The 20,111-nt window shown below is 63.1% G+C and carries 23 protein-coding genes; 5 read left to right on the forward strand and 18 right to left on the reverse strand.

The window, feature by feature from the left end:
* Positions 1–102: 102 nt before the first annotated feature.
* A complete protein-coding gene (locus DOM58_RS14055) occupies positions 103–879 on the reverse strand; it encodes a ferredoxin--NADP reductase (protein ID WP_110693376.1) in 777 nt (258 codons plus the stop codon).
* A 151-nt stretch (positions 880–1,030) separates the two neighbouring features.
* On the opposite strand from DOM58_RS14055, the gene DOM58_RS14060 reads away from it, so the two are divergent.
* Positions 1,031–1,957: a LysR family transcriptional regulator gene (locus DOM58_RS14060; protein ID WP_075560893.1), complete on the forward strand. Its 927-nt coding sequence runs from the start codon at positions 1,031–1,033 to the stop codon at positions 1,955–1,957.
* Positions 1,958–1,981: 24 nt separating this feature from the next.
* Here DOM58_RS14060 and DOM58_RS14065 read toward each other — a convergent pair whose 3' ends face one another.
* The 9 genes from DOM58_RS14065 to hemE form a co-directional block, all read right to left on the reverse strand.
* Complete coding sequence (locus DOM58_RS14065; protein WP_110693377.1) at positions 1,982–2,398, reverse strand: baeRF12 domain-containing protein; 417 nt, start codon at positions 2,396–2,398, stop codon at positions 1,982–1,984.
* Between the two features lie 209 nt (positions 2,399–2,607).
* Positions 2,608–3,000, reverse strand: a complete 393-nt coding sequence (locus DOM58_RS14070; RefSeq protein WP_245392282.1) for a RidA family protein — start codon at positions 2,998–3,000, stop codon at positions 2,608–2,610.
* Between the two features lie 24 nt (positions 3,001–3,024).
* Positions 3,025–3,804 (reverse strand): amino acid ABC transporter ATP-binding protein, encoded by a 780-nt coding sequence (locus DOM58_RS14075; RefSeq protein ID WP_280951143.1) that lies wholly within the window; start codon positions 3,802–3,804, stop codon positions 3,025–3,027.
* A 64-nt stretch (positions 3,805–3,868) separates the two neighbouring features.
* Positions 3,869–4,981, reverse strand: a complete 1,113-nt coding sequence (locus DOM58_RS14080; protein ID WP_083627635.1) for an amino acid ABC transporter permease — start codon at positions 4,979–4,981, stop codon at positions 3,869–3,871.
* Between the two features lies 1 nt (position 4,982).
* Positions 4,983–6,173, reverse strand: a complete 1,191-nt coding sequence (locus DOM58_RS14085) for an amino acid ABC transporter permease (RefSeq protein ID WP_110693378.1) — start codon at positions 6,171–6,173, stop codon at positions 4,983–4,985.
* 85 nt (positions 6,174–6,258) lie between these two features.
* Positions 6,259–7,287 (reverse strand): amino acid ABC transporter substrate-binding protein, encoded by a 1,029-nt coding sequence (locus DOM58_RS14090; RefSeq protein ID WP_075560897.1) that lies wholly within the window; start codon positions 7,285–7,287, stop codon positions 6,259–6,261.
* A gap of 336 nt (positions 7,288–7,623) precedes the next feature.
* The gene (locus DOM58_RS14095; RefSeq protein WP_110693379.1) at positions 7,624–7,971 is read right to left on the reverse strand and encodes a VanZ family protein; all 348 of its coding nucleotides are present in this window, start codon (positions 7,969–7,971) and stop codon (positions 7,624–7,626) included.
* 75 nt (positions 7,972–8,046) lie between these two features.
* Complete coding sequence (locus DOM58_RS14100; RefSeq protein WP_157957555.1) at positions 8,047–8,571, reverse strand: thiol-disulfide oxidoreductase DCC family protein; 525 nt, start codon at positions 8,569–8,571, stop codon at positions 8,047–8,049.
* Positions 8,543–9,631: a uroporphyrinogen decarboxylase gene (gene hemE / locus DOM58_RS14105; protein WP_110693381.1), complete on the reverse strand. Its 1,089-nt coding sequence runs from the start codon at positions 9,629–9,631 to the stop codon at positions 8,543–8,545. The genes DOM58_RS14100 and hemE overlap by 29 nt, the downstream gene beginning before the upstream one ends.
* 145 nt (positions 9,632–9,776) lie before the next feature.
* Here hemE and ribA point away from each other — a divergent pair, with 145 nt between their 5' ends.
* From ribA to DOM58_RS14120, 3 genes are all read left to right on the forward strand, one after another.
* Complete coding sequence (gene ribA, locus DOM58_RS14110; protein ID WP_075560901.1) at positions 9,777–10,412, forward strand: GTP cyclohydrolase II; 636 nt, start codon at positions 9,777–9,779, stop codon at positions 10,410–10,412.
* Between the two features lie 224 nt (positions 10,413–10,636).
* On the forward strand, positions 10,637–11,350 hold the full coding sequence (trhA, locus tag DOM58_RS14115; protein ID WP_110693382.1) for a PAQR family membrane homeostasis protein TrhA: 714 nt from the start codon (positions 10,637–10,639) through the stop codon (positions 11,348–11,350).
* Positions 11,351–11,516: 166 nt separating this feature from the next.
* Positions 11,517–13,376 carry an ABC transporter ATP-binding protein gene (locus DOM58_RS14120; RefSeq protein WP_110693383.1) on the forward strand — a complete coding sequence of 620 codons (1,860 nt, stop codon included), beginning with the start codon at positions 11,517–11,519 and terminating at the stop codon, positions 13,374–13,376.
* Positions 13,377–13,378: 2 nt separating this feature from the next.
* Here DOM58_RS14120 and DOM58_RS14125 read toward each other — a convergent pair whose 3' ends face one another.
* The 3 genes from DOM58_RS14125 to DOM58_RS14135 form a co-directional block, all read right to left on the reverse strand.
* A complete protein-coding gene (locus DOM58_RS14125; protein ID WP_110693384.1) occupies positions 13,379–13,927 on the reverse strand; it encodes a DUF421 domain-containing protein in 549 nt (182 codons plus the stop codon).
* Positions 13,928–14,023: 96 nt separating this feature from the next.
* Positions 14,024–14,353 (reverse strand): DMT family transporter, encoded by a 330-nt coding sequence (locus DOM58_RS14130; protein ID WP_110693385.1) that lies wholly within the window; start codon positions 14,351–14,353, stop codon positions 14,024–14,026.
* Complete coding sequence (locus tag DOM58_RS14135) at positions 14,353–14,670, reverse strand: DMT family transporter (protein ID WP_223162189.1); 318 nt, start codon at positions 14,668–14,670, stop codon at positions 14,353–14,355. Before DOM58_RS14135 ends, DOM58_RS14130 begins: the two co-directional genes overlap by 1 nt.
* A 105-nt stretch (positions 14,671–14,775) precedes the next feature.
* Between DOM58_RS14135 and DOM58_RS14140 the strand changes: the two genes are divergently transcribed.
* The gene (locus DOM58_RS14140) at positions 14,776–15,360 is read left to right on the forward strand and encodes a TetR/AcrR family transcriptional regulator (protein WP_075560907.1); all 585 of its coding nucleotides are present in this window, start codon (positions 14,776–14,778) and stop codon (positions 15,358–15,360) included.
* Between the two features lie 13 nt (positions 15,361–15,373).
* On the opposite strand, the gene DOM58_RS14145 is transcribed toward DOM58_RS14140, so the two are convergent.
* The 5 genes from DOM58_RS14145 to DOM58_RS14165 all read right to left on the reverse strand — a co-directional run bounded on the left by DOM58_RS14145 (position 15,374) and on the right by DOM58_RS14165 (position 20,001).
* Positions 15,374–15,973, reverse strand: a complete 600-nt coding sequence (locus tag DOM58_RS14145; protein WP_075560908.1) for a methyltransferase domain-containing protein — start codon at positions 15,971–15,973, stop codon at positions 15,374–15,376.
* A gap of 94 nt (positions 15,974–16,067) precedes the next feature.
* A complete protein-coding gene (djlA, locus tag DOM58_RS14150; RefSeq protein ID WP_075560909.1) occupies positions 16,068–16,844 on the reverse strand; it encodes a co-chaperone DjlA in 777 nt (258 codons plus the stop codon).
* A 10-nt stretch (positions 16,845–16,854) separates the two neighbouring features.
* Positions 16,855–18,813, reverse strand: a complete 1,959-nt coding sequence (dxs, locus tag DOM58_RS14155) for a 1-deoxy-D-xylulose-5-phosphate synthase (protein WP_188113827.1) — start codon at positions 18,811–18,813, stop codon at positions 16,855–16,857.
* Positions 18,814–18,830: 17 nt separating this feature from the next.
* Complete coding sequence (locus DOM58_RS14160) at positions 18,831–19,721, reverse strand: farnesyl diphosphate synthase (RefSeq protein ID WP_110693387.1); 891 nt, start codon at positions 19,719–19,721, stop codon at positions 18,831–18,833.
* Entirely contained in the window at positions 19,711–20,001 is a 291-nt protein-coding gene (locus tag DOM58_RS14165) for an exodeoxyribonuclease VII small subunit (protein ID WP_110693692.1), read from the reverse strand. Before DOM58_RS14165 ends, DOM58_RS14160 begins: the two co-directional genes overlap by 11 nt.
* Positions 20,002–20,111 lie beyond the last annotated feature (110 nt).

Below are 20,111 nucleotides of genomic sequence, written 5' to 3' on the forward strand. Positions count from 1 at the left end.
CTCGTAGCTCGTAGCTCGTAGCTCGTAGCTCGTAGCTCGTAGCTCGTAGCTCGTAGCTCGTAGCTCGTAGCTCGTAGCTCGTGACTAGGTTACTTCTCGACCTTACTTTTCAACAAAGGCGCGCTCGATGACGTAGTCACCCGGCTCGCCCATCCGCGGCGAAATGGCGAAGCCCAGCTCGTCGAGCAGGCCGCTGGTCTCCTCGAGCATCGCCGGGCTGCCGCAGATCATCGCCCGATCCTGTTTCGGGTCCAGCGGCGGCAGGCCGGTGTCCTCGAACAGTTTGCCACTGCGAATGTGATCGGTCAGACGCCCCATGGTGTGGAACTCCTCGCGCGTCACCGTCGGGTAGTAGACCAGCTTCTCGCGGATCTCGTCGCCCAGGTACTCGTGCGCCGGCAGCTCCCTGGAGATAAAGTCGGCGTAGGCCAGCTCGCTGACCGAGCGTACGCCGTGAATCAGCACGACTTTCTCGTAGCGCTCGTAGACTTCGGGATCCTGGATCAGACTCATGAAGGGCGCCAGACCGGTACCGGTGGAGAGCATGTACAGGTTGCGGCCCGGCAGCAGATCGTCACAGACCAGCGTACCCGTCGGCTTGCGGCTGACCATGATCTGGTCGCCGACCTTCAGGTGCTGCAGACGCGATGTCAGCGGGCCGTCCGGCACCTTGATGCTGAAGAACTCGAGATGATCTTCGTAATTGGGGCTGGCGACCGAGTAGGCGCGCACCAGCGGCTTGCTGTCCACTTCCAGGCCGATCATGACGAACTGCCCGTTCTTGAAACGCAGGCTGCGCTCGCGTGTGGTGCGGAAACTGAACAGCGTGTCGTTCCAGTGATGAACGCTCAACACCTCTTCCAACGCAAACTTGCTCATGATCGGGTCCTTGCGATAACGACGAACGATAATAGCGAAAAGGCATAACCGAGATGCCGAGTAGATGGTCGAACTATAAGAAAAACGCGGTATTCTGTTAAGTGGATTATTTGGATAACCTATATCCACAGAACCGATAAAGGATGCCGGCATGCGCTATACCCTGCGTCAGCTCGAGGTGTTCGTGGCCATCGCTCAGCAGCAGAGCGTGTCTCGCGCCGCCGAGACGCTGTCGATGTCGCAGTCGGCAACGAGCACCGCTCTGTCGGAGCTCGAAAAGCAGTTCGATTGCCAGCTGCTGGATCGGCTTGGCAAGCGTCTCAAGTTGAATGCGCTGGGTTTTCAGCTGCTACCCAAGGCGGTGGCGTTGCTGGATCGGGGCGAAGAGATCGAGGAGCTGCTGCAGGGTCAATCCGGCATCGGCTCACTGGAAGTGGGCGCCACGCTGACCATCGGCAACTATCTGGCGACGCTACTGATCAGCGACTTCATGCAACGCTACCCCGAAAGCCGGGTCAGGCTTCAGGTCCGCAACACCGCGTCCATCGTCGAGCGTATCGCCTTGCACGAGTTGGATCTGGGGCTGATCGAAGGCGACTGCCAGCATGACGATATCGTCATTCAACCGTGGATCGAAGACGACCTCACCGTGTTCTGCTCGCCACGCCACCCGCTGGCGAGCGAGGGCAGCGCCGATGTCGAACGGCTACTTCGTGAGGCCTGGATCATGCGCGAGGTGGGTTCCGGGACACGCCGGACGCTGGAGCACGCCATGCGCCACCGGCGGGGCCGCTTCAACATCCTGCTGGAGCTGGAACATACCGAAGGGATCAAACGGGCGGTGGAATCTGGCCTCGGCATCGGCTGCGTCTCGCGGCTGGCACTGAGAGACGCCTTTCGCCGCGGCAGTCTGGTGCCGATCGCCACGCCCGAGCTGGATCTGACGCGCCGGTTCGCCTTCATCTGGCACCGCCAGAAGTACCTGACCACCGGAATGCGAGAATTTCTACGGCTGTGCCGGGAGATGACTGCCGGCATTCAACGTAGCGATGAGATCGAGCTGCCGACGGTCCCCTGAAAGAAGGACCGCCGGCTAGCGGAATCAATCGAGCTTGGCGGCGATCTCGTCTTCGCTGGCCTTCGAGAGATCCTTGTCGAGCGTCTGGGTCACGCAATCGAGGGTCGGCTTGTCGAGCTTTTCACGCAGCTGACCCAGAAACTGAGGCGCGGCGATCAGCACGAAGTTGTCGGCCTTGCCCTGGGTTCGCGCGTCGCGCAGGTAGCCGGCGACTTCCTTGGCGAAAGCCATCGCCTGCTTCTCGGAAGTGGCATTGTCGTTGCCGGTCTGGCGCTGGCTAGCCCCGGAGGTGGCCGAACCCTCGCCCCCCGTCCGCAGGTCTCCCGTATGCAGCTGGGACTCCGGGTGCGTCAGCGTCTCGATCTCCTGCAACGATTTCGCCGCTCGTGCGAAGATTCGGGCGCGTGCCGCGTCGGCGACGACGACTAAGGTCTTGTCCATGATCGATTCTCCTGGTCCGTGGATCGTACGCTTTCTAGCGTGGTAGAGATTCGTCCGGCGCTCAACCTTCCCGACGCTCCCTTCCCTCCTCTCTTTCCTCCCCCCGTTCCCTTTTCTTCGCTCCTTTCATCTGTTGCCTTCCCTCAGGCTCGGAAACGACGACGCCCCGCTGAAGAGCGGGGCGTCGTCGAAACGTGGACAGCCGCCTATCAGGCGGCAGGCGGTATCCAGGCAATCATGTCCACCTCGACATCGGCGCCACCGGCCAGGCCGGTGACACCGATGCAGGTGCGCGTGGGTAACGGGTTCTGGAAGTAGCTGGCGTAGACGCCGTTCACCTCTTCGAAATGTCCCATGTTGGTGATGAAAACCCGGCTCTGGACGACATGCTCGAAGCTGCTGCCGACGGCATCCAGCACGATCGCCAGGTTCTGCATCACCCGGTGAGTCTGTTCGGTGAACGTCCCCAGCAGCATCTCGTTGGTTTCCGGCACGGTCGGCATCTGACCCGTGATGAAGACGAGATCGCCGACCTTGCAGGCGTGGGAGAACGGCGCGATCGGCTGCGGTGCGCCATTGACGAAGAGTTTCTCGATACCCATATGTCGCTGCCCTCAATGACTATTTCAATGCCCGAGAATCTGGCTGAGGAACAGCTGGGTGCGTTCCGAGCGCGGATTGTTGAAGAACTCGGTCGGCGGCGCCTCTTCAATGATCTGGCCCTGATCCATGAAGATCACCCGGTCGGCGACGGTCTTGGCAAAGCCCATCTCGTGGGTGACGCAGAGCATGGTCATGCCTTCGTGGGCCAGTTCGATCATGACGTCGAGCACCTCCTTGATCATTTCCGGATCGAGGGCCGACGTCGGTTCGTCGAACAGCATCACCTCGGGACGCATGCAGAGCGCCCGGGCGATCGCCACCCGTTGCTGCTGGCCGCCCGAGAGCTGGCCGGGATACTTCAGCGCCTGATCGGCGATCTGGACGCGCTCGAGATACTCCATGGCGGTCTTTTCCGCCTCGGCTCTCGGCTTCTTCTGCACCCAGATCTGGGACAGGCAGCAGTTTTCCAGCACGGTCAGATGCGGAAACAGGTTGAAGTGCTGAAAGACCATGCCGACGTTGCGGCGGATCTGCTCGATCCGCTTGACGTCGTTGGTCATCGGCACGCCATTGACCACGATCGAGCCCTGCTGGTGCTCTTCCAGATGATTGATGCAGCGAATCATCGTCGATTTACCCGACCCCGAAGGGCCGCAGATGACGATGCGCTCGCCCTTGGCCACGTTCAGGTTGATATCGCGCAGCACATGGAAGCTGCCGTACCACTTATTGAGATGATCGATCTCGATCATCGGGCCGTCGCTGCCGGGCGCGGTAGTTCGAGACGCTGTTGCTTCGCTCATGGCAATGATTTCCTGATGACAATCTTGTTCTGTGAGGTCATGGGTGCGGAGTCGCTCATCGCACTCACCGTTTATGGCCGGTATTCAGACGGCGCTCGATGTACTGGCTGTAGCGGGACATGCTGAAACAGAAGACCCAGAACACGGCGGCCGCGAACACGTAGCCCTCGGTGGAGAAGCCCAGCCAGTTCGAGTCGGTCAGCCCGGCGCGAATGATCGCCAGCAGGTCGAACAGGCCGATGATCAGCACCAGCGAGGTATCCTTGAACAGCGAGATGAAGGTATTGACGATGCCCGGAATGACCATTTTCAGTGCCTGCGGCAGGATGATCAGGCCGGTTCGATGCCAGTAGCTCAACCCCAGCGCCTGCCCGGCCTCGTTCTGACCCTTGCCGATCGCCTGTAGGCCGCTGCGGATGACCTCCGCCATGTAGGCGCTCCAGAAGAACATGATGCCGATCAGCGCGCGCAGCAGCTTGTCGAAGTCCAGATTGCCCGGCACGAACAGCGGCAGCATCACCGAGGCCATGAACAACACCGTGATCAACGGCACGCCGCGCCAGAACTCGATGAAGATCACGCAGATCCCCTTGACGAAGGGCATCTTCGAGCGCCGTCCCAGTGCCAGGATGATCCCCAGCGGCAGCGACCCCACGATACCCACTACCGCGATCGTCAGGGTCAGCATCAATCCGCCCCAGGCCCGGGTCGGCACGTATTCGAGGCCGAACGAACCGCCCACCAGCAGGAAGTAGGCAATGATCGGAAAAACGATCAGGGTGAACAGCGCGACCCACTTCTTGCGCGGGGTGCCGGGGATCGCCAGCCAGGCGACCAGAATCGCCAGCAGCGCGAAGACGATATCGACCCGCCAGCGCGCCGCTTCGGGATAGAAGCCGTAGATGATGGATTCGAAACGGGCGGAAATGAAGACCCAGCAGGCGCCGTCACCGGTACAGGCGTCGCGCGTGGTGCCGATCCAGTCGGCATCGATCACCGCCCATTCGAGAAAGGGCCAGACCAGGCGGGCGATCAGATAAATCACCACGACCGACACGATGCTGTTGATCGGCCCATTGAACAGATTGGCCCGAAACCAGCCGATCACGCCACGGCTCTGGTTCGGCGCTTCACGCGCTTCGATCATTTCCGTGCGGAAGGTAGAGTCAGTCGTCATGTCAACGCTCCTTCAGCAGCGTGCGCGCGTTATAGAGGTTCATCAGGAACGACACCGTCAGACTGATGACCAGATAGACCGCCATGGTCATGGCGATGATCTCGATCGCCTGCCCCGTCTGATTGAGCGTGGTGCCGGCAAATACGGCGACCAGATCCGGGTAGCCAATGGCGGTGGCGAGCGATGAGTTCTTGATCAGGTTGAGATACTGGCTGGTCATCTGCGGAATGATCACGCGCATCGCCTGCGGAATGACGATCTTGCGCAGGGTGATGGCCTCCGGCAGGCTCAGCGAGCGCGCCGCTTCCGTCTGCCCATGCGAGACCGACAGAATGCCCGAACGTACGATCTCGGCGATGAAAGCCGCCGTGTAGATCGACAGTGCCAGCCACAGCGCCAACAGCTCCGGCAGGATATTGATGCCGCCACGGAAGTTGAAACCGGTCAGTTTCGGCACGACCCATTCGAGCGGCGAGCCCGTGGCGAGGAACACTATCAGCGGCACGCCGATGATGAGAGCCGCGCCGATCCAGTAGACCGGCAGCGCCTGACCGGTGCTGGCCTGACGCCGTTTGGCGAACAGTCCGAACAGGATCGCACCGACGACCGCGAGGGCGAGCGCCCATGGCGTGGCGGCGAAACCGTTCAGCGGCTGCGGATCGGGCATCACCATGCCGCGGACGTTGAAGAAGAAGACATCGAACAGCGACAGACTCTGTCGCGGCGATGGCAGCGCCCGCAGCACGGCGTAGTACCAGAACAGGATCTGGACCAGCAGCGGGATGTTGCGGAAAGTCTCGACGTAGATCGTCGCCAGGCGAGCCAACAACCAGTTGGGCGACAGCCGAGCGATGCCGACCACGAAACCGATGATGGTGGCGGCCACGATGCCCAGCGCCGACACCAGCAGCGTATTGAGCAGCCCGATGACGAACGTCTTGCCGTAGGTGCTGTCGCTGGTGTACTCGACCAGCGTCTGCGGGATCGCGAAACCGGCCCGCCCTTCCAGAAAGCCGAAACCGGTATGGATACCGCGGGCTTCGAGGTTGAGCAGCGTGTTGTGAACCAGATAACCGATGAAAACCGCCAGAACCAGAAACAGCACGGCCTGGACGATCAGGGCGCGGATGGCAGGATTTCGCCACAAGGGGCCCCGCCCCCGTCGCGGTAGGGTAGTGGATGGACGCAGCATGAGTTGTCTCTACTCGAGCGTTGAGAGGCACCGCGCCCCGGCGCTCAGACCGAAGGGACGCGGTGTCGAGACGACGGTTTAACGCTTAGCGAACCGGCGGGGCGTACTGGATGCCGCCATCGGTCCACAGCGCGTTGATACCGCGCTCGAGTTCCATCGGCGAGTCCATGCCGACGGTACGCTCGAAGACTTCACCATAGTTGCCGACCATCTTGACGATGTTGTAGGCCCAGTCGTTGCTGATGCCCATCTGGTCGCCAAACGCGCCATCCTTGCCCAGCAGACGCGCGACGTCGGGGTTCGGCGGGTTGTCGCGCATCTCGTCGACATTGTCGCTGGTTACGCCCAGCTCTTCGGCGTCGAGCATGGCGAACAGCGTCCACTTGACGATGTTGAACCACTGATCGTCGCCCTGACGCACGACCGGGCCCAGCGGCTCCTTGGAGATACGCTCCGGGAGGATCTCGACGCCTTTGGGGTCGGCCAGCTGCAGGCGCAACGCCGCCAGCTGCGAGGAGTCGGAAGTCAGCACGTCACACCGGCCGCTGTCGAACCCTTGGGCCGACTGATCGGACGTATCGAACGCGACCTGCTGGAACTGCATGTCGTGAGACTTGAAGTAGTCGGCCAGGTTGAGCTCGGTGGTGGTACCGGACTGCACGCAGACCGAGGCACCGCCCAGTTCAGTGGCACTCTTGACGCCCAGATCCTTGCGGACCAGGAAGCCCTGACCGTCATAGAAGTTGACGCCGGCGAAGTTCAGACCCAGCGAGTTGTCGCGAGTGGCGGTCCAGGTGGTGTTGCGCGACAGCACGTCGACTTCGCCGGACTGCAGCGCGGTGAAACGCTCCTTGGCGGTCAACGGGGAGAACACGACCTTTTCCGGATCGCCCAGCACGGCGGCGGCAACGGCACGGCAGACTTCGACGTCGATCCCGGTCCACTTGCCGTTCTCGTCGGGTGACGAGAAGCCGGTCAGCCCGGTGCTGACGCCGCAGGTGAACTCGCCGCTGCTTTTGACATCATCCAGCGTGGCTGCCTGAACGGAAGTGACGGCGGCCGCGGCTAGCATGGCGGCTGGCAGTACAATCAGGCTTTTATTCTTGTGGCGCATATGGAATCAACTCCCTCGCGTTATCATTTTGAGTGCATGTCGAGACATGCCCAGATGAAATTAGCAAAGTTCGTTCCACTTTCGCGCTCCAGGCAGTAAAACCCTGTTTCAACGCTACTCTAGCGCTGCGGATGGTTGACCCCGCGGCTTCTGACCGTCTCCCGGCTCATCGAATAAAGAACAATTTGTTGCAAAACAGTGCTTAAAAGAAACAAAAGCACCAAAATGGTGCACTCGGTTGACGCCCGGCGACACAAAGCCGCCGGACAGCAAGAGAACGGTCTCTTCGACTATTGTTGGAGCGTTAGCGTCGATTGGATCGCTAAAGCCGGATCGCTAACGCCGCCGATTCATGATTCCGGCCAGTGACAGCCCCAGCAGACCCACGCTCGCGCCGATCGCATTGGCGAGAATATCGCCCCAGTCGCCGCCGTGGCGGCCCGGCGCCCAGAGCTGCAGGGTTTCGATAGCGATACTGAAAGCGATCGCCACGACCCAGGCGACTCGCCAGCGGCTTCCGCTGAGCCGCAGACCCACGGCCAGGACGGCGTAAGCGATGAAGTGGTTGAACTTGTCCCACGGCAGGTGCTGCGGCAGGTCGGTGGCCGGGCTCAAGCTGCCCCAGGCGATGCCCGCCATCCAGATCAGCGTCGCCAGGGCGCATCCTTTCTGCCACCGGCTCATGTCTGCCACCGGCTCATGCGCATCTTCGTCGGCTCCTGGTCGCTGTCTCGGTTGCCATTCCCATTTCCGCCTGGGTCAGCCCTGGTCGCCGATTTCGGGCGGCAGCCCGCAGCGTCGGCAAAAGTCGGGCGTCAGCGATTCGAGCCAGCGCTCGTGACCCTCGAGACGCTCGGCGCCAGCGAATGCCAACCGGTGGCGATGATCGCCAATGAACCGATAAGTCCTTTCGCGCAGCGGCCGCGGCACCTGGCGTAGCGCGCTGATATGCCGCCAGGGCCCCGCCATCCGGGTGGCGAGGCGCCAGGCGGCATCGCTGTTGCGGCTGAGCCCGCCCTCGGCGACGTACCAGATGCTGTCGGAGCTCGGGAAGTCGATCTGAAAATGCTCGCCGAGTCGGCGGGAGACCGCACTTTTCAGCCCGACGATGCGCAGCTGGCTGTCACGGCGCTCGTGCGCCAGCAGCCAGCGCACCGAACGTCGGCAGAACGGGCAGTCGGCGTCGAACAGTAGCAGGCCGTCGCCGAATCCTTCGCCGACCGGTTCTCTGGCGCCGGGTTCGTTGCCCATAGACTCACCGGTGATAGGCGGGACTGAGCTCATGCAACGCATCCATGAATGCTGTCACGTGATCGGGATCGGTGAACTGGCTGATGCCGTGGCCTAGGTTGAACACGTGGCCTTCGCCCGGCCCGAAGCTCTCGAGGATCCGCGCCACTTCCTCGCGAATCCGCGACGGCGGCGCGAACAGCACGTTGGGATCGAGATTGCCCTGTAGCGCGACACGGTCACCGACGCGACGTCGGGCGTCGCTCAGCTCGGTGGTCCAGTCCAGCCCTACCGCGTCACAGCCACTGTCGGCGATCGACTCGAGCCACTGCCCGCCGTTCTTGGTGAACAGGATCACCGGCACGCGACGGCCGCCATGTTCGCGGATCAGACCGCTGACGATGCGCTGCATGTAGGCCAGCGAGAACTCACGATAGGCCGGCGTCGACAGCGCACCACCCCAGGTATCGAAGATCTGCACCACCTGAGCGCCGGCGCGAATCTGGGCGTTGAGATAGTCCGTGACCGCGGTCGCCAGAATGCCCAGCAGCGCATGAAGCGTTTCCGGATCGCCGTAGAGCATCGCCTTGAGATGGCGAAAATCCTTGCTCGAGCCGCCTTCGACCATATAGGTCGCCAGCGTCCACGGGCTGCCGGAGAAACCGATCAGCGGCACGCGCCCATTGAGTTCGCGGCGGATCGTGCTGACGGCATTCATCACGTAACCGAGATCGCGCTCGGCGTCGGGAGCGGACAGTGCGGCCACATCGGCGGCGGTGCGCACCGTCTTGCGAAACTTGGGCCCTTCGCCGGTCTCGAAGTAGAGCCCGAGCCCCATGGCATCCGGAATGGTCAGGATGTCCGAGAACAGGATCGCCGCGTCCAGCGGGTAGCGCTCGAGCGGTTGCATCGTCACTTCACAGGCCAGTTCGGCGTTGCGACACAGATCCATGAAGCTGCCGGCATGGGCTCGGGTCTGACGGTACTCCGGCAGATAGCGGCCGGCCTGGCGCATCATCCAGACCGGCGTGCGGTCGACCGGTTGGCGAGCCAGCGCCCGCAGCAGGCGGTCGTTTTGCAGCGCCTGGGGCTGGCGATCGTGATCAGAGGTCATAACGGCCTTCGGATGTCGAGATTTGTCCGCATTGTAACGGATCGACCGGCAGGCCTGTTATAATGCCGGCCCTTTAATTGTCGGCGTTTTCGGTCAAGCATCTGACGTTCGAGCATCCGAATGCCCCTCATATCGCGAGGTCATCGTGACGATCCGCTTCATTGCCGCATCGCAACTACCCACGCCCTGGGCGACGTTCATGCTGCACGGTTTCCAGGAAGAAGCGACCGGCAAGGAACACGTCGTGCTGACGCTTGGCGACGTCACCACGCCGGAGCCGGTTCTCGCCCGCGTGCATTCGGAGTGCCTGACCGGGGACGCGCTGTTCTCGATGCGCTGCGACTGCGGCTATCAACTGCAGGAAGCGCTCAAGCGGATCGCCGACGAAGGCCGCGGCGCCCTGCTCTATCTGCGTCAGGAAGGCCGGGGCATCGGCCTGCTCAACAAGATCCGTGCCTACGCGCTGCAGGACGACGGCGCCGACACGGTCGAAGCCAACGAGCGGCTGGGATTCGGCGCCGATCAGCGCCGCTACGATATCTGCGTGCCGATGCTCGAGCATCTGGGCATCCAGTCGCTGCGCCTGATGACCAACAATCCGCGCAAGGTCGAAGCGCTGGCGGGCGACGGCGTGGAGATCCACGAGCGCCTGCCGATCACCACCGGCCGCAATCCGTTCAACGAGCACTACCTGACCACCAAGGTCGGCAAGCTCAATCACATGATGGATCTGGACGATTTCACCCCCGCCAGCGACGTGGACATCGAACGCGACGCCTGATTTTTCTCGTCTCTCGCACTGCCGGAGCGTTTGCAGACTTCTGTCGACGTCATATCATCGTCATCATGCATCGACAGAGTGAATGCCGAGCGCATCGCCCAGCCCGACAACTTCCGAACCCTGCCGCCCGGATCGCCGACGACCGATGCATACCAACCGATGCATACCAACCGATGCATACCGATCGATGCATACCCACGTGAGCGCGGAGGGGGTTCGAAACCATGTCACACACCCCATCGAATCAGTCAGCCGCGCCGGAAGCCGCTCGAGCCACCGTGAGCCAGCCGGAAGCCGAGTTCTCGCGGCTCGAAGAGTGGCTGCACAGTATCAGCCATGGCATCGGCGCGGCGCTGAGTCTGGTCGGCATGACCGTACTGATCGTACTGGCCAGCATCGCCGCCCATGTCGATCCGTGGAAGATCGTCAGCGTCTCGCTCTACGGCAGTTGCCTGCTGCTGCTCTATACCGCCTCGACGCTCTATCACGGTTTCCGCAGCCCACACCTGAAGCGCCTGTTCCAGACCTTCGATCACTGCGCGATCTATCTGCTGATCGCCGGCACCTACACGCCGTTTCTGCTGGTCAACCTGCGCGGCCCGACCGGCTGGGCACTGTTCGCTGTCATTTGGAGCCTGGCGCTCGGCGGCATCGCCCTGCGGCTGGCGTGGCCGCATCGATTCAGCGTACTGCGGGTGTTCATCTATCTGATCATGGGCTGGCTGATCGTGATCGCCTCCGGCGACCTGGCTGATCGTCTCTCCGATCGCGGCATCGCGCTGCTGGTCGCCGGCGGCATCACCTACACCGTCGGCGTGATCTTCTACGCCATCCGCGCGATTCCCTTCCATCACGCGATCTGGCATCTGTTCGTGATCGGCGGCAGCGTCTGTCATTTCCTGGCCATCTACACGGCCGTTCTGCCATTCAAGGCGTGACGACGATCTCGAGGCCGTAAGTTCGATCCGCGGATTGCCAAAGTTCCCACGAACACTATGATCGATAACGACACTGGGCTCGGTAACGAGTCTCAGGATCGTTACGACTGGCCGCGTCGTTCGATGAGCGGGCGCCAGTCCGTCGCTATTACCCTCAAGGATTGCCATGTTTCGCTGGTTCGAAAACCGTCTCGATCCCTTCCCGCCGCAGGAACCGCAGCGCCCGCCGGACACGTTGATTGCCTTCTGCCTGCACTACACCCGCGGCGCCTGGCCATACCTGATGGCGGCGACGGTGCTGATGGCGCTGATCGCCGGTATCGAAGTGTGGATGTTCGGCTTCCTCGGCAACATCGTCGATTGGCTGGCGGGCCAGGATCGCGAGACCTTTCTCGCCGACCAGGGCTGGAAACTGACCGGCATGGCCTTGATCGTGCTGGTCCTGCTGCCCAGCCTGGTCTGGCTGCACTCGCTGTTCAGCCAGCAAACGCTGATGGGCAACTTCCCCATGCGAATTCGCTGGATGGCCCATCGCTACCTGCTGCGGCAATCGATGCACTTCTATCAGGACGAGTTCGCCGGACGCATCGCCACCAAGGTGATGCAGACCTCGCTGGCGGTCCGCGAGTGCGTGATCAAGCTGTTCGACGTGCTCAACTACGTCAGCGTCTATTTCATCGGCACGCTGATTCTGGTGGGCAGTGCCGATTGGCGTCTGGCCGTTCCCCTGGTGGTGTGGCTTGCCGGCTACATCCTGCTGCTGCGCATCTTCGTGCCGATCATGGGGCGTGTCTCTCAGGCCCAGGCCGATGCCCGCTCGCGCATGACCGGCAGCATCGTCGACAGCTACAGCAACATTCAGACCGTCAAGCTGTTCTCCCATGCCCAGCGGGAAGCCGCCTTCGCCAAGGAGAGCATGAGCGGTTTCCTGGTGACCGTGCACCGCCAGATGCGGCTCGTGACGGGGCTGTACGGCCTGCTCTATCTGCTCAACGCGCTGCTGGTGTTCAGCGTCGGCTGGCTCTCGCTCAACCTCTGGTTGAGCGAGGCTGTCAGCGTCGGTGCGGTCGCCGTGGCGCTGGGGCTGGTGATGCGGCTGTGGGGCATGTCGCAGTGGATAATGTGGGAGGTCTCGGCGCTGTTCGAGAACATCGGCACGGTGCAGGACGGCATGGCGACGCTGTCACTGCCGCGCCGGATCGAGGACGAACCCGACGCCGAACCACTCGCCATCGGCCGCGGCGAAATCGCCTTCGACCGCATCCGCTTTCACTACGGCAAGGGCGGCGGCGTCATCGACGATCTCTCGCTGACGATCCGTCCCGGCGAGAAGATCGGCCTGATCGGGCCGTCGGGCGCAGGCAAGTCGACCCTGGTCAATCTGCTGCTGCGATTCTACGACCTGGAAGGTGGGGCGATTCGGATCGACGGGCAGGATATCGCCGAGGTGACGCAGGAGAGCCTGCGCGCGCAGATCGGCATGGTCACCCAGGACACCTCGCTGCTGCACCGCTCGGTGCGCGACAACCTTCGCTACGGTCGTCCCGACGCCACGGATGAGATGGCGTGGCAGGCGGCCGAGCAGGCTCACGTGGCGGATTTCATCGAATCGCTCCACGACGCCGAGGGCCAGGGAGGCTTCGATGCCCACGTGGGGGAGCGCGGCGTCAAGCTCTCCGGCGGCCAGCGTCAGCGCCTGGCCATCGCCCGCGTGATGTTGAAGGATGCGCCGATCCTGATTCTCGACGAGGCGACGTCGGCGCTCGACTCCGACGTCGAGGCCGCGATCCAGGAGAATCTGGACCGGTTGATGGAGGGCAAGACGGTGATCGCCATCGCCCATCGCCTCTCCACCATCGCCGCCATGGATCGACTGGTGGTCATGGAGCGCGGCCGCATCGTCGAAGCGGGCAGCCACGCCGAACTGATTCGCCAAAACGGCCTCTATGCAAGGCTATGGCGTCGCCAGTCCGGCGGTTTTCTGGACGCGGAAGATGCACTCCCTTCAGCCCACGAGACGAGCTGACGCTAGTCGCTAGCGCCAGGCTGAGCGGCTGTCGATGCCGATGCCGCTTTCGAGCGCGCCGGGAGCCCCGCGACACCGAACAGTGCCGAATCGCTGCTACCGGCCTGAGGAATGACGCTAAAGGTGCCATCGGTCTCCAGCACCACGGCGTGCACGCTCTCGACATCGGCGATGCCGTTCTCCCGAATGGCGGCCATGACCTCGGCTTCGACCACGCGTTCGCGGCGCAGAGTCTCGTGGCGATACTGACCGTCATAGAGCAGCAATGTCGGCTGTGACTTGACCAGATTCTTGACCTCGCGCGAGCGCACCGAGGAGAAAGTGATGGCGAACTGCAGCAGCACGATGACCAGGAACGCCGTGATGCTCTGCGCCAGCGAGACCTGCGTCGAGACCAGTGCCGTCGACAGCGTCGAACCCAGCGCGATGGTGACCACGAAGTCGAAAGCGTTCCACTTCGACAGCGTGCGCTTGCCGGACAGGCGAATGATGGCAATCAGAACCAGATAACTGATGATCCCGACGATGATCGTATGGACGATCGGATGCATGAAGAGGCTCCTGATCAGGCAGTGGCAAAGAAGCTGTCAGCGTAGGCGCCTCTGGCCGATAGAGCCAGCCATCGCGGCTCGCCGGTGTCTCGCTGGTCAGCTCGCCAGCTTCAACCCCACCACCGCCGCGACGATCATCCCCACGAAAGCGAGCCGTAGCGGCCGTCGCGATTCGCCCCACAGCAGCATGCCCATCAGCGTACTGCCGAGCGTGCCGATGCCGGTGAAGATGGCGTAGGCCACGCCCATGTCGATCGAGCGCATGGCGATGGACAGCAGTCCCAGCGAACTACCGAAGCCGATGATCAGTAGCACCAGACCCGGCAAGCGCTGCCCCCGATTGAGCCGGTCGAACCCGGCGACGCCGACGATCTCGAAACCGCCGGAAGCGAGCAGTGCCAGCCAGTGAAGTGTCGTGACGTCCATCAGTCGTTCACCTGCTGTAGCCCGATCACGCCGACCAGGAGCAGAACGATGAACGCCAGCACCGGCCAGTGAAAGGCGACGCCAAAGAACAGCCAGTCGGCAATGGCCGTACCCACGGCACCCAGGCCGACGAATACCGTATAAACGGTACTGGTCGGCATGGTGCGCACGGCAATCGAAGCCAGCCACAGGCTGACGACCGCCAGCGCCACGGTCATTGCCCAGGTCGGGACCGAGTCGGCATGCTTGAGCCCGCTGGCCCAGCCGACCTCGGCCAGACCGGCGAGCGGGAGAATCATCCATTGGGGTTGAATCATGGCTTGACCGTCTGCTGGAAATGAGACTAACTAACGGTCGTTAGTTTACTCATCCCCACAGAACTCGGCAAGCTACGGCTCTCCAGACTCACCGGAAGACGACCTTTGAACACCCGTGACCGCCTCAAACAGATCGGCCTCTCGTTGTTCGCTCGCCATGGCTACGAGGGGACGACGCTCGCCCAGATCGCGACGGCCGCCAGCATCAAGAAGCCGTCGATCTACAACCATTTCGACAGCAAGGCGGCGCTGTTTCTGGAACTGTCCCGCGACGCCGACAACGACATGATCGCACTGATCGATGCCAGTCTCGCGGACATGGCAGAGGCGCCGTTCGAGCAACGGCTGCGCCATCTGCTGCAGCAGTGCGCCACGTTTGCCTACCGCGAGCACCAGGGCGTGTTCTACAAGCGCTTCCTGCTGTTTCCCCCGCTGGACCTCATCGCCGAAACCGAGGCCATCACCGCAAAGGGCGAATCCCGGATCGATCGGCGTCTCGTCGAATTCGTGCAGGAGGGCCACCGAGTCGGCGCACTACGCTCGACGTTGGCCGACGACCACTTCATTGCCGCGTTCTATTGCGTTGTCGATGGCCTGCTCTCGGAGACGTTCATGTACGAAAGACACGAACTGGAGCGCCGATTCGAAGGCATCTGGTCGGTGTTCTGGATGGGGGTCAAGACTGGCTGATCAAACAGACTGATCAGCCACCCTGCGGCTTGCGGTAGGCCTGGTAGCAGTGTCGGTTACGCTCGAGAGCGATCAGGGAGTGGGTCGTCAGGCCGGGGATATCGGCGAGTTCCAACCCGTCGAGCGCGGCGATCGTATCCGGGGGACAGCCGTTGCGTGGAGGAATATCGTTCCAGCCCAACAGGAAAACGCCGCCGGGTTTGAGGCAGGCCGTCGCGCCGGCGAAGGCCGCTTCCACCGCATCGGGCTCGTCGAGCCCCCACCCCAGCACGCCGTTGCAGATCACGGCATCGAGGCTTTCCGCCGCGACGTGATCGGCAATGTCGGCCATGTTGGCGACGAGATGCGGATCCCCACCGAACGCCGCCTTGGCCGGATCGATCTCCATGGTCGTGACGCGCTTGCGGGGCAGCAGTTGGGGGTAGTGTCGCGTGTACCACGCGCACCCCACGAGTAGAACACTCTCGACCGCAGAATCCTGATCCAGCGCGGGCAGCACGACGTCCTCGAGCAGGCGTCGATCGCCGTAGCGATAGCGCAATACCCAACCACTCTTGTCGATCGTGCCCAGCATGCGGGCGGCGGTACGGTAGAGATCGGCCTTCGCGGGCATCCAGTCACGTCCTTGTCGCGGCAGTCACGGCGTTCGGATCTCTATCTAAGCGTGTTAGCTGCCACGAGACAATAGCGACCGATACCGTCGGGACTCAGCCCGCGCGCTGCTCCCGCGTCTTCTTGATCAGGTCGTAGGCATTGCTGATCTCGCTGGTTCGCTCCTTGGCCATTTCGCGCATGCTTTCGGGAAGCCCCTTGCCGGCCAGCTTGTCGGGGTGATTCTCGCTCATCAGCTTGCGATAGGCGCGCTTGAGCTCGGCGTCCGTTGCCTCCTCGGAGAGCCCCAGCACGCGATAGGCGTCTTCCAGCGACTGGCCGCTGCTCGCGCCGCCGGCTCCCTGATGAGCCCCGCCACGAAGCATCGCCTCGATCTGCTGAATTTCGGCCTCGGAGAAGCCGAGCCCTCGCGCCACCCGCAACAGCATCTCGTGTTCGGCAGGATGCATCTCGCCGTCGGCGGCGATGGCCGCCAGCTGCACCTGCAGGAATACCTGCAGCAGGGCACGCTGGCTCCCGGCAACCTGGCGGATCTTGGCCACCTCGGCATCGAGATCGAATTCGGGCTCCTTGCCGCGATTGAACGCGGCTTTTGCACGCTCGCGCATCTCGCCGCTCAAATTGAGCCGATCGAACAGCATTTCCGCCGTGCGAATTTCATCCTGGGTGATGTGGCCGTCGACCTTGCACACGCAGCCCATCACCGCGAAGGTCGATTCGAGGAACTGATGCTGGATATTGACGACGCGCCCCAGCAGCGAGCTGCGCAGCTTGCGGCTGACCCACCAGCCGATGGCAGCACCGATCAAGAGTCCCGGCAACTTGCCGAAGAGATAGCCGATGACGGCGCCGATCAGAATCGCAATTGACATGAAAATCCTATCAGTCGTTGTTGGTGTTGAGTCGGATGCGAATGGCCGCTTCGATGCCATCGGCATCCAGACCGCAATCGCGCAGTAGTTCGGCCGGTTTGCCATGTTCGACGAAGGCGTCGGGAATTCCCAGGTTGAGTACCTGAACCTGGATTCCCTCGGCCGCCAGCAGCTCGTTGACCGCGCTGCCGGCACCGCCAGCGACCACGTTCTCCTCGAGCGTGACCAGCAGATCGTGGGCTTCAGCCGCCGCCAGAATAGCCTCGCGATCCAGCGGTTTCACCGAACGCATATTGAGATGCGTGGCATCCAGACGTTCGGCAACGTCCTCCGCCGGCGTATTCAGGCTGCCAAAGGCCAATAATGCCACGCGCGGGGCCTGTTCTGCCGTCGCTTCACGACGCCGCTCGGCCTTACCGATGGGCACTCGCGCCTCGAGGGTCCGAGGAATATCGCTTCCCGGGCCGGTACCGCGTGGGTAGCGCACGGCGGCAGGGCCATCGTGATGGTAGGCGGTGGAAAGCATCGCCCGGCATTCGGCTTCGTCCGCCGGGGCCAGAATGATCATGCCCGGCACGCAGCGCAGAAAGGAGAGATCCAGCGCGCCGTGGTGCGTCGGGCCATCCTCTCCCACCAGTCCGGCACGATCGATGGCGAAGGTCACATCGAGATGCTGCACGGCAACGTCATGAATCAACTGATCGTAGCCGCGCTGCAGGAAGGTCGAATAGATCGCCACCACCGGCTTCATCGCCTCGCAGGCCATGCCGGCCGCCAGCGTCACCGCGTGCTGCTCGGCGATCGCCACATCAAAATAGCGCTCGGGATAGATCTGCGAGAAGCGAATCAGATCGGAGCCCTCGCCCATCGCCGGCGTGATTCCGATCAGCCGTGGATCCTCGGCCGCCATGTCGCACAGCCAGTCACCGAACACGTTGCAGTACTTGCGTGGTTTGAAAGCCGGTGCTGGCGTCTTGTCGACTTGGCTCGTGGGCGGAGTAGTCGAACCCATCTCAGGTGGCGCAGGCGGCGTCTTTTCCAGCTTGGTGATCGCGTGAAAGCCGATCGGATCGGCCTCTGCCGGGCGAAAGCCACGCCCCTTGCGGGTCCGAACGTGGAGAAACTGCGGGCCGTCGAGATCGCGCACCGCTTCCAGCGCCTGATTCAGCGCGCCAAGATCATGACCATCGATCGGCCCGAGATAGTTGAACCCCATCTCCTCGAACAGGGTTGCCGGGCTGATCATGCCCTTGACGTGCTCTTCGGTGCGGCGGGCGAATTCCAGCGCCCCGGGCAGATGCGACAGCACTCGCTTGCCGTTCTCGCGCATGGCGGCATACGGCTTGCTGGTCAGAATCCGGGTCAGGTAGCTTGCCATCCCGCCGACGTTCTCCGAGATCGACATCTCGTTGTCGTTGAGCACCACCAGCAGATTGGCGTTGACGTGGCCGGCATGCGCCAGCGCCTCGAACGCCATGCCCGCCGTCAACGCGCCGTCGCCGATCACCGCGCAGACCCGACGTTTTTCGCCCTTGGCTCGAGCACTCAGGGCCATGCCCAGCGCCGCCGAGATCGAGGTGCTCGAATGGCCCACGCCGAACGTGTCGAAGGGCGATTCCAAACGCCGCGGAAACGCGGCCAGGCCGCCGTACTGACGAATGCTCGCCAGCGTCTCGCGCCGACCGGTCAGAATCTTGTGGGGATAGGCCTGGTGGCCGACGTCCCAGACCAGGCGGTCGTGGGGCGTTTCCAGCGCGCGATGCAGCGCCACGGTCAATTCGATCACGCCAAGACCGGCGCCGAAATGGCCGCCGCTGCAGCCCACGCTGTAGAGCAGATAGGCGCGCAGCTCGTCGGCGACCTGACGCTGTTGCGCCAGCGACATGCCGCGCAATCCCTCGGGTGACTCGAGCGTATCGAGCAGCGGTGTCAGCGGTCGCTGGGTGGGAATCTCGTCGAACAGCTTCATAGACATGTCATTACCGGTCAGTGATCGCGATCGATCATGAATCGAGCCAGCGCCGCCAATGGCTGGCCGGCCTCGCCCAGCGGCTCGAGCGACGCGAGCGCATCGTCGAGCAGCTCGCGAGCGCGGCTCTGCGCCTGCGCGACGCCGAGCAGGGCGGGATAGGTAGGTTTGTCGCGACGGGCGTCGGCACCGGAAGTCTTGCCCAGCGTCTGGGTATCGCCGGTGACATCGAGCACGTCGTCGTGAATCTGGAAAGCCAGCCCCATGGCCGAAGCGAAACGATCCAGCGCCGCGACCCGTGGGTCGGATTCGTCGACCGCGACCAACGCACCGAGGCGCACCGAGGCGCGGATCAACGCGCCTGTCTTGTGCTGATGCATCGCCTGCAGCGCCGCGAGATCCATTGGCGCGCCGACGGCGCCCAGGTCGATCGCCTGCCCGGCCGCCATGCCATCGCGGCCGGCCGCTCGGGCGAGCGTGGTCACCATCGCCCCCAGACGCGGGTGCGGCCGGGAAGCCAGCGCTTCGAATGCCAGCGTCTGCAGCGCGTCCCCGGCCAGAATCGCCAGCGGCTCGTCGAACGCGCGGTGCACCGTGGGCCGGCCGCGACGCAGATCGTCGTCGTCCATGGCCGGCAGGTCGTCATGGACCAGCGAATAGGCGTGGATCATCTCGATCGCCGCCGCCGGGGCATCCAGGGCATCGTCCTCGGCGCCCAACGCCCGCCCGGCAAGATAGACCAGTACCGGGCGCAGACGCTTGCCGGTTCCCAGCACGCTGTAGCCGATGGCATCGTCGAGGGCGGCGCAGGCGCCATCCTGGCGGTTCAGCCAGCCGGCCAGCACATGCTCGCTGCGCGAGCGCACGGCCTCGATCGCCCCCTCGGCGCGCGGCGTCTCAACGCTCATCGTTCGGCGCCTGAGCGTCAAACGGCGAGGCCTGCAGCGTTCCGTCACCCTGCTCGAGCAGCGCCTGCACCTTGAGCTCGGCGCTGTCGAGACGCTGCTGGGCATCCCGCGTCAGCCGGATACCGCGCTCGAATGCAGTCAGCGACGCCTCCAGCGTCAACTCGCCGGATTCGAGCCGGGCCACCAGCGTTTCGAGTTGATCCAGCGTCGCGGCAAAGTCCTTGGCAACGTCCTGGGAAACGTCCGTGGAACCGCTCTGCGTAACGTCCTGTTCGGCCATCTTGTCGGGCATGGGACTCTCATGTCAGCGCTCGGCGGCATCCCTACGGGGCCGGAGCGTTCTTCGAGGCGCGAGCGTCAACCTCGTCGCGCCGGTTCGGAAATAACGTC

It is taken from the genome of Salinicola halophyticus (genome assembly GCF_003206695.1).
GTDB lineage: Bacteria > Pseudomonadota > Gammaproteobacteria > Pseudomonadales > Halomonadaceae > Salinicola > Salinicola halophyticus.

Excerpts from the sequence above, each read along its gene's own strand:
- DOM58_RS14145 (WP_075560908.1), bottom strand. The coding sequence starts at position 15,973 with ATGCCCGCGAAGGCCGATCTCTACCGTACCGCCGCCCGCATGCTGGGC.
- DOM58_RS14135 (WP_223162189.1), bottom strand. The coding sequence starts at position 14,670 with ATGATTCAACCCCAATGGATGATTCTCCCGCTCGCCGGTCTGGCCGAG.
- DOM58_RS14065 (WP_110693377.1), bottom strand. The coding sequence starts at position 2,398 with ATGGACAAGACCTTAGTCGTCGTCGCCGACGCGGCACGCGCCCGAATC.
- trhA (WP_110693382.1), top strand. The coding sequence starts at position 10,637 with ATGTCACACACCCCATCGAATCAGTCAGCCGCGCCGGAAGCCGCTCGA.
- djlA (WP_075560909.1), bottom strand. The coding sequence starts at position 16,844 with ATGTCAATTGCGATTCTGATCGGCGCCGTCATCGGCTATCTCTTCGGC.
- DOM58_RS14125 (WP_110693384.1), bottom strand. The coding sequence starts at position 13,927 with ATGCATCCGATCGTCCATACGATCATCGTCGGGATCATCAGTTATCTG.
- DOM58_RS14095 (WP_110693379.1), bottom strand. The coding sequence starts at position 7,971 with ATGAGCCGGTGGCAGAAAGGATGCGCCCTGGCGACGCTGATCTGGATG.
- DOM58_RS14070 (WP_245392282.1), bottom strand. The coding sequence starts at position 3,000 with ATGGGTATCGAGAAACTCTTCGTCAATGGCGCACCGCAGCCGATCGCG.
- dxs (WP_188113827.1), bottom strand. The coding sequence starts at position 18,813 with ATGAAGCTGTTCGACGAGATTCCCACCCAGCGACCGCTGACACCGCTG.
- DOM58_RS14120 (WP_110693383.1), top strand. The coding sequence starts at position 11,517 with ATGTTTCGCTGGTTCGAAAACCGTCTCGATCCCTTCCCGCCGCAGGAA.
- DOM58_RS14160 (WP_110693387.1), bottom strand. The coding sequence starts at position 19,721 with ATGAGCGTTGAGACGCCGCGCGCCGAGGGGGCGATCGAGGCCGTGCGC.
- DOM58_RS14085 (WP_110693378.1), bottom strand. The coding sequence starts at position 6,173 with ATGCTGCGTCCATCCACTACCCTACCGCGACGGGGGCGGGGCCCCTTG.
- DOM58_RS14055 (WP_110693376.1), bottom strand. The coding sequence starts at position 879 with ATGAGCAAGTTTGCGTTGGAAGAGGTGTTGAGCGTTCATCACTGGAAC.
- DOM58_RS14130 (WP_110693385.1), bottom strand. The coding sequence starts at position 14,353 with ATGGACGTCACGACACTTCACTGGCTGGCACTGCTCGCTTCCGGCGGT.
- DOM58_RS14100 (WP_157957555.1), bottom strand. The coding sequence starts at position 8,571 with ATGAGCTCAGTCCCGCCTATCACCGGTGAGTCTATGGGCAACGAACCC.
- DOM58_RS14060 (WP_075560893.1), top strand. The coding sequence starts at position 1,031 with ATGCGCTATACCCTGCGTCAGCTCGAGGTGTTCGTGGCCATCGCTCAG.
- hemE (WP_110693381.1), bottom strand. The coding sequence starts at position 9,631 with ATGACCTCTGATCACGATCGCCAGCCCCAGGCGCTGCAAAACGACCGC.
- DOM58_RS14080 (WP_083627635.1), bottom strand. The coding sequence starts at position 4,981 with ATGACGACTGACTCTACCTTCCGCACGGAAATGATCGAAGCGCGTGAA.
- DOM58_RS14075 (WP_280951143.1), bottom strand. The coding sequence starts at position 3,804 with ATGAGCGAAGCAACAGCGTCTCGAACTACCGCGCCCGGCAGCGACGGC.
- DOM58_RS14090 (WP_075560897.1), bottom strand. The coding sequence starts at position 7,287 with ATGCGCCACAAGAATAAAAGCCTGATTGTACTGCCAGCCGCCATGCTA.
- DOM58_RS14165 (WP_110693692.1), bottom strand. The coding sequence starts at position 20,001 with ATGGCCGAACAGGACGTTACGCAGAGCGGTTCCACGGACGTTTCCCAG.